The organism is Microcoleus sp. CZ3-B2, assembly GCF_036705055.1.
In the GTDB taxonomy this organism is placed as follows: Bacteria; Cyanobacteriota; Cyanobacteriia; order Cyanobacteriales; family Microcoleaceae; genus Microcoleus.
This window is the reverse complement of the sequence record NZ_JAUBTN010000113.1, coordinates 1-8,234: the sequence shown is the minus strand read 5'-3', so window position 1 is coordinate 8,234 and position 8,234 is coordinate 1. Positions and strand designations below refer to the sequence as shown.

General features: G+C 45.4%; 6 protein-coding genes. 1 reads left to right on the top strand and 5 read right to left on the bottom strand.

Features of this window, described 5'->3' with window-relative positions:
* Positions 1 to 92: 92 nt before the first annotated feature.
* Positions 93 to 3,227, top strand: a complete 3,135-nt coding sequence (locus QUA97_RS27520) for an efflux RND transporter permease subunit (RefSeq protein ID WP_194071164.1) — start codon at positions 93 to 95, stop codon at positions 3,225 to 3,227.
* Between the two features lie 88 nt (positions 3,228 to 3,315).
* Here QUA97_RS27520 and QUA97_RS27515 read toward each other — a convergent pair whose 3' ends face one another.
* The 5 genes from QUA97_RS27515 to sufC form a co-directional block, all read right to left on the bottom strand.
* A complete protein-coding gene (locus tag QUA97_RS27515) occupies positions 3,316 to 3,744 on the bottom strand; it encodes an Imm1 family immunity protein (protein WP_333197448.1) in 429 nt (142 codons plus the stop codon).
* Positions 3,745 to 3,746: 2 nt separating this feature from the next.
* Complete coding sequence (locus QUA97_RS27510) at positions 3,747 to 4,139, bottom strand: deaminase (protein WP_194071166.1); 393 nt, start codon at positions 4,137 to 4,139, stop codon at positions 3,747 to 3,749.
* A 201-nt stretch (positions 4,140 to 4,340) separates the two neighbouring features.
* Positions 4,341 to 5,591 (bottom strand): SufS family cysteine desulfurase, encoded by a 1,251-nt coding sequence (locus tag QUA97_RS27505; RefSeq protein WP_333197444.1) that lies wholly within the window; start codon positions 5,589 to 5,591, stop codon positions 4,341 to 4,343.
* Between the two features lie 159 nt (positions 5,592 to 5,750).
* The gene (gene sufD, locus QUA97_RS27500; RefSeq protein ID WP_333197442.1) at positions 5,751 to 7,091 is read right to left on the bottom strand and encodes a Fe-S cluster assembly protein SufD; all 1,341 of its coding nucleotides are present in this window, start codon (positions 7,089 to 7,091) and stop codon (positions 5,751 to 5,753) included.
* Entirely contained in the window at positions 7,088 to 7,879 is a 792-nt protein-coding gene (sufC, locus tag QUA97_RS27495; protein ID WP_333197439.1) for a Fe-S cluster assembly ATPase SufC, read from the bottom strand. Before sufC ends, sufD begins: the two co-directional genes overlap by 4 nt.
* Positions 7,880 to 8,234: the final 355 nt, after the last annotated feature.

The window sequence follows — 8,234 nt, the reverse complement described above, 5'->3', positions numbered from 1 at the left end:
ACTGACTACTGACTACTGACTACTGACTACTGACTACTGACTACTGACTACTGACTACTGACTACTGACTACTGACTTCTTCCTTAATAATTATGAACCTATCAGAAATCTTTATCCGCCGCCCCGTAATGACTACCTTAGTCACAGTCGGCATTCTAATCTTCGGTTTAATGAGTTATTTTCTGCTACCAATTAGCGCCCTGCCGCACGTAGAATATCCCTTTGTCAGCGTCTCCGCCAGCTTACCCGGTGCAACGCCAGAAACCATGTCATCCTCCGTCGCCGCACCGCTAGAAAGGCAGTTTACAGAAATAGCAGGGCTGAATTCTTTTAACTCTACAAGTTCCACCGGTAGCGCCAGAATTTCCCTGCAATTCGACTTCAGCCGCAGCGTCAATTCTGCTGCTAAAGACGTACAAGCTGCGATCGCCGCCGCCGCAGGTTCATTGCCCGCTGGAATGACCAAAGCGCCCAGCTACCGCAAGGTTAACCCTTCTGTTTCGCCAATTCTCTACCTCTATTTGTACTCAAAAACCCTATCCATTGCAGCAGTAGACGAAGCCGCAGAAGTGACGGTGGCCCAACCAATCTCGGCGATAGATGGTGTGGCGCAGGTGCAGGTTTACGGGCAGAAAGAATATGCCGTGCGGATTCAACTCGATCCGCGAGAATTGACTGCGAGGGGAATCGGGTTAGATCAAATTAGAACCGCCATTACTCAAGGAAATGTTAACTTACCAACTGGTAGCCTTTCCGGCGATAAAAAAAGCTATTTAATTCAGGTAAACGGTCAATTAAATACTGCAGCAGAATATCGATCGCTGATTGTTGCTTACCAAAATGGCGCAGCAGTGCGCCTGCAAGATTTAGGCAATGTCATTGATGACGTGCAGAACAACAAAGTGTTGAATTTGTACAGCGATCGACAAGTCAACAATCAACCTGCAATCTTGCTTGCAGTGCAGCCTCAACCCGATGCAAATACCGTTGATATTGTCGATGCGGTAGTGCGAATGTTACCTTCACTAAAACAACAAATTCCCCAATCGATCGAAATGGGAATTATGTACGATCGCTCTCAATCTATTCGGGCTTCTGTAGACGATGTGAAGTTCTCCTTAGTGTTGTCGGTGTGTCTGGTTGTCTTAGTAATTTTTATCTTTTTACGGAACATCACAGCGACGCTAATTCCGAGTTTAGCTTTGCCGGTGGCGATTATTGGCACCTTTGCTGTGATGTATCAGTTGGGATACTCGTTAGATAACTTGTCTCTGATGGCGCTGACGCTTTCAGTGGGGTTTGTGGTGGATGATGCGATCGTAGTTTTGGAAAATATTGTCCGCCACCAAGAAATGGGAGAAGCGCCCCTAGAAGCAGCATTGAAAGGCTCGAAAGAAATTGGTTTTACCATTCTTTCGATGACGCTTTCATTGGTAGCAGTGTTTATTCCTCTGATGTTTATGAGTGGATTAATCGGTAGATTGTTTCACGAATTTGCTGTAACTATTGCTGTAGCAATTTTGGTGTCGGGCTTTGTATCTCTGAGCCTGACACCGATGTTGTGCAGTCGATTTCTCAAATCCCCGTCCCACCACCAAAAAACCAACCGCTTCTACCGCTTCTGGGAGCGGGGATTTGAACTACTTTTGCAAGGATATGAATGGACGCTTAAACCTGTTTTGAAATACCGTTTTTTAACGCTGATTGTTTCGGTTGTTCTCCTGGTATTTACGGCTTATTTGTTTGTTTTAGTTCCGAAAGGTTTTATTCCGACTGAAGACACCGGACAATTGATGGCTAACACGAAAGGAGCGCAAGATATTTCGTTTGATGATATGATGATTCACCAACAGCAAATTGTTGATATCCTTCGGAAAGATCCAAATATTGCAGCGTTGAATTCAACTGTAGGTGCGAGTGGCCCGAACGCATCGGCGAATAACGGACGGATTACAATTAGGCTCAAACCGATCTCGCAACGCCGCCTCAGTGCGGATGAAATTATCCAAAAACTAACTCCGAAATTGCGCGGAATTCCTGGCATTCAAGCTTTTTTGCGTTCTCCGGCCGCAATTCCGATTGGCGGTCAACAAACGAATTCGCAATATCAGTTTACGGTGCAAAGTTTAGATTTGCAAGCGCTGCGTCAAGCGGTGCCGGCATTGTTAGCTAAAGTTAAAACGCTGCCGGGATTGCGCGGTGTCGATAGCGATTTACAATTGAGCACGCCTCAGCTTGAGGTTAAAGTCGATCGCGCTAAAGCAGCAATTGTCGGTGTTAGCCCGCAACAAGTGCAGAAAACCCTCAGCGCTGCTTACGCTTCAGGACAGGTTTCGACGATTTATACTCCCAACAATCAATTTACGGTTGTGTTGGAATTAAAGCCTGAGTTTCAGCGCGATCCGAGTGCTTTGTCGATGCTGTACGTGCGATCGAATACCGGACAAATGATCTCGTTAAGTGCGATCGCAAATATCACCCAAACAGTCGGCCCGCTCACAGTCAATCACCTAAGCGGATTGCCTTCTGCTACAATCTCTTTTGATACGCTTCCAGGCACATCGCTGAGTCAAGCAACCGCCGCCATTGAGAAAGTTGCCCAGGAAGTTTTGCCGCCGTCAGTAACAACAAGTTTTCAAGGTTCAGCCCAGGTATTCAACCAATCATTTAACGATTTAGGTTGGTTGTTAGTGGTTTCAATTTTAGTAATTTATCTAATTCTCGGCATTTTATACGAGGATTTTATTCACCCGCTGACAATTTTGTCAGGTTTACCATCAGCCGGATTTGGTGCGCTGTTAACTCTGGTGATTTTTGGGGTGGAATTGAATCTGTATTCGTTTATCGGGATTATTTTGCTGGTGGGAATTGTCAAGAAAAATGGGATTATGCTGGTGGATTTTGCGATCGAGAAACAGCGACAAGACAGCAGCCACAGCGCCTTTGATGCCATTTACGAAGCTTGTGTCGTGCGCTTCCGTCCGATTATGATGACGACAATGGCGGCATTAATTGGCACTTTGCCGATCGCCCTGGGCGTGGGTAGCGGTTCGGAATCGCGCCGCCCGTTGGGAATTGCGATCGTCGGCGGATTGCTATTTTCGCAAATTTTAACCCTGTATTTGACTCCAGTATTTTACATTTATATGGAAGGGTTGAGAAAGCGGTTAGGCCATCCCAAAATCAAGTTTTCTGAATTATTTTTGCGTCCTAAAACTCGCTCTTAAAAGCTAAATTAAGAGGTGATTCAACCGCAGAAGCACGCAGATGAACGCGGATAGTCATAAAGGGCGATCGCACTTCACTTAAGTTGTGTTAAATCTTATTTGATGACACCGCTAATTCTTTCTCTTCTTCCCAAGACAGCGATATTTGAAGTTGTCGTGATACAGTAAATGTTTGAGCTGCCAACAGTGCCGTCTCTAAATTTACACACATCCTGGCGGAATAATTACCTTCTTGTCCGCCGATAACTAGCTTTTCTATTGCATCTGGTTTTGATGGATCTACTAAATTATGGAAGCTAACATTGTCAAAAGTTATGTTGATAATATATTTTCCTAATTCGCCGCCGCCAATGCTCATATAACACTCGTCATCTGCAGCCAAGGTAACTAAAGTTTTAGTTTTCCCATTTAACTCGCGGATGGCTTGCTCTATTTGACTCCAAGTGGGATTTTCTATTAGATCGCCTTCATCTTGGTTGCCAACCCAATTTTCTGCTGATAGGTTTGATACAAACATTATTATCTCCTTCTATTTGGCGGTTGAACTGTTATTGTCTTACTTCCACTGGGAGTAATAATTTCTAATTCTGCTATATTTAACTGCCAAGCCATAGAGTTTACTCCACCTCTTAAGCCGCAAGCCGCACAAAGTTCGCGATCGCAAATCAAACGTGCTTTACCTCCTCTAAGGCCCGCATCGGCTGCTTGTTGAAAAGCATCGGCTTCAGCGTGGGTTTTGGTGATAGGATTGACATTAAAAGTTATTTGGCGGCGATAGGGGTTGCTGCCAGAGTTGATGCCAAAAAAACTTTGACCTGCTATTTCTCGTTTAGCTATGGTTGATTTATCGGTTTCGCTGCCAGCCAGTGATAAACCGAGGCTTTGTCTGTATGCAGCTAGTTCATCAAACACACTTTATATTTTTGCCTTTCCCTTTGGGTTGACTGCCCCTATTTTACCAGCTTCCGTTCTGGTTTTGGGATTTGGGGGTGCGATCGCTCTCTTCTTCATCCGCGTTCATCCGTGTTCATCTGTCTTCATCTGCGGTAAAAAAAGGGCGATCGCTTCTAAATTTATACCAGCGAACCATCACCAACCAACTTACCCCATCATCTAACTGAAAAAGTCGATCGTCTCTTTCAACGCCTTCACAAACACATCAATCTCCTCGCGAGTATTGTAAAAATACAAACTCACCCGTGCAGTAGATGAAATGTTCAAATAGCGGTGCAAAGCTTGCGTGCAGTGATGCCCCGAACGAATCGCGACCCCCTCCTGATCCAACATGGTAGACAAGTCTTGAGGGTGAATTTCTCCCGCAGTAAATGCCGCCAAAGCTGCCCTACCTTCGCCGTTGCTGTCCGGTTGCGGCCCGTAAATTTTAATCTGTGGAATTTGGCGCAATTGTTGGAACAGATAAGCCGTCAATTCGGCTTCGCAGGCATGAATCTTATCCATGCCAATGTTATTAAGATAATCGATTGCGGCACCAAGGGCGATCGCCTCCCCAATTGCCGGAGTCCCCGCCTCAAACTTGTGCGGCAAATCAGCATAGGTAGAATATTCGAGAAACACATCAGCAATCATCTCGCCACCGCCAAAAAACGGAGGCATTTCTCTAAGCAAATCCAGTTTCCCGTACAGAAAACCGATACCAGTCGGAGCGCACATTTTATGACCCGAAGCCACCAGCCAATCGCAATCCATTGCTTGCACATCTACTACCATGTGCGGCACGCTTTGGCAAGCATCTATTAAAACTTTTGCGCCGAAACTGTGGGCAATTTCGCAGATTTCTTTAACCGGATTGATGCAGCCCAAAGTATTGGAAACGTGAACGATTGAAACCAACTTAGTTTTATTTGAAATCAGCGTTTTAAACTGTGCTAAATCAAACTCTTGAGTCTCCGTCAACTCAACAAACTTCAGCACCGCGCCAGTTTTTTGAGCAATCATTTGCCAAGGCACCAGATTGCTGTGGTGTTCCATCACCGACAGGATAATTTCATCTCCGGCTTGCAGATTGTTTAAACCCCAAGAATAAGCAACCAAATTAATCGCTTCGGTGGCGTTGCGAGTGTAAACAATTTCTTGTCGCGAAGCCGCATTGATAAACGCTGCAACTTTATCTCTCGCACCTTCGTAAGCATCAGTCGCTTTAGCACTGAGAGAGTGAGCGCCGCGGTGCACGTTAGCATTGTATTGTTCGTAGTAATCGCGCCAAGCATTGAGTACAGCCAGAGGTTTTTGGGAAGTAGCTGCATTGTCTAAATAAACTAGCGGTTTCCCGTGGACTTTTTCATTCAAAATCGGGAAGTCGCCACGAACTTTTGAGGCTAAGGTTTTTTCTTGAATAAGTGTCATATTTTTTGAAGTTAGTGATTTGTCGTTGGGTGGGGGCGGGTTTACGAGATTGTTGATTTTAGGCAATTATTATTCGTGAACCCCCCCTACAAGCTGTTAAAAATGGTGCAATATGTGGTAGGGACACAGCACTGCTGTGTCCTAATCTGTCTCTATCAGTTATTCTTGCACAGCCACACAAGTAGAAAGCATTTTCGCCACCCCAATAATCGGCAACATATTGAGAATTTCCGCCGCAAAAGCATCAATCAACAAATAGCGACTTCTTTCCAAATCCAAACCGCGACTTTGCAAGTAGAAAAGCTCATCATCTTCTAATTGGCTGACAGTTGCACCGTGGGAACATTTAACGTTATCCGCCACAATTTCTAACTGCGGTTTGGTATCGATGCGCGCCCTCGGCGAAAGCAGCAAATTCCGGCTCAACTGTCCGGCATCTGTCAATTGTGCGGCTTTGCGAACGAAAACTTTGCCGTTAAATACTGCGCGAGCTTTGTTACCAACAATGCACTTGTGCAATTGCTTACTTGTGCCGTGGGGGTGATTGAAATCAATTAGACTGTGAGTGTCTGCTAACTGTTCGCCAAAGGCTACGGTTAAACCGTTGAGAATTGTTTCCGTGCCTTCGCCGCCTTGCAACACTTCTAAATTGTGGCGCGATATTTTGCCGCCCAAGCTGATAGCATGACAAGTATAGCTGCTGTTGCGCGATTGCTCGATCGCACTTTTGCCAATATGAACCACATTCAAAGTTTCCCGCTGAAGCCGAACATGGTTCACCGTGGCATTTTCACCTACAACAACATCCGTTACAGCATTCGTAAAAGCGGGTAAATTACCGATTGTGGTGTAATCCTCAATCAGCGTAACTTTGCTGCCAGCCTCAGCTATGACTAAGCAGTGCGGCTGACACATCGTCGCAGATGCACCGGGTGCGCTCAGGAACAGCAAGTGAATCGGCAGCTCCACGGACATATTGGCCGGCACGAACACCACCGCAGAATCCGCCAAACCCGCAGTATTCAGGGCTGTAAACACTTCCGTTTGTTGGCTGTGCTTGCTCAAAACATCGGTAATGCGCGATCGATATTTTTCGGGTACATTAGATAAATTACCTGCATAAAAGTCCGGCAAATTCGGCAAAACCGCCGACTCCACCGTTGACAAATCCGGCGCATAAAAACCGTTAACAAATACCAATCTTAACGGTAAATCATCCCGATTCTTCACAGGCATAACAATATCAGCCAGCTTAACCGTTGACTGATAGCTTTGCGGTACATGAAAAGGAACCTGCAACATCGACGACAAATCAGTAAAGCGCCACTCCTCATCCCTCACCGTCGGAAAACTTGCAGCAAGCACGTATTCAGTCGCCGCATCCCGCAAATCCTGCAACCCGTAAGCCGAACCTTTGCTATTAGCAACCTCCAACTTGCTGCACTGATTAACCAAATCAGCCAAAAACATTTCCTTAGTAGCAACTTGCGTATTTATCATCGCGCCCCAACTCCTGCTGCTTCCTCTTCCACAACCCAATCATAACCGCGCTCTTCCAATTCCAGCGCCAACTCTTTCGGGCCAGTTAAGATAATTCTGCCCGCTTCCATGACATGAATAAAATCAGGAATAATGTAATTGAGCAACCGCTGATAGTGAGTAATCACCAACATCGAATTTTCAGCAGTTGACAACTGATTCACACCGCCGGCGACTATCTTGAGAGCATCGATATCCAAACCAGAATCAGTCTCATCCAAAATAGCTAACTTCGGTTCCAACAGCGCCATTTGCAAAATCTCGTTGCGCTTTTTTTCGCCCCCAGAAAAACCCTCATTGACGCTGCGGCTCAAGAAAGCCGGATTCATCTTTACAACATCCAGCTTATCCTCGATTAAATCTTGGAAATCAAAAGCATCCAACTCTTCCAATCCCCGATGTTTGCGGTGAGAATTGTAAGCCACGCGCAAGAAATCCACATTACTAACGCCGGGAATTTCCAAAGGATATTGGAAAGCCAAAAATATACCCGCCAAAGAACGTTCTTCCGGCGGTAATTCCAGGAGATTTTGTCCCATAAAAGTAACTTCTCCACCCGTCACCGTATAAGCAGGATGGCCGGCTAATATTTTGGACAAAGTGCTTTTTCCAGAACCGTTTGTACCCATAATCGCGTGAATTTCACCCGATTTAATTTCCAGATTCAAACCCTTAAGAATTTGGGTATCATCCACATTCGCAGTTAAATCGCGGACGGATAGAATTACTTGACTATTTTCAACAATCATCTCTTTTTTTCCTTTGCCTCAATGCAGTTTACAGTTTTTTGTTCTCATTCTTCTCGTTCCTAGGCTCTGCCTAGGAATGCGTGTCACGAGGCTCTGCCTCGCCGGAAACCTGGGAGAGAAATGCGAGGCAGAGCCTCTAGATATGCGTTACCAAGCAGAGCCTGGGAACGAGGGTTCGGGAGTTTAGAAGAAAGAGAAAAGTTTGATAAGTTTTCTTCCTTCTTCCTTCTTTCTTCTTCCTTCTTCCTGATGACATTGGACGGAAAGCTCGGGGGGACAGCACTAATGACTAATGACTAATGACTAATGACTAATGACTAATGACTAATGACTAATGACTAATGACTAATGACTA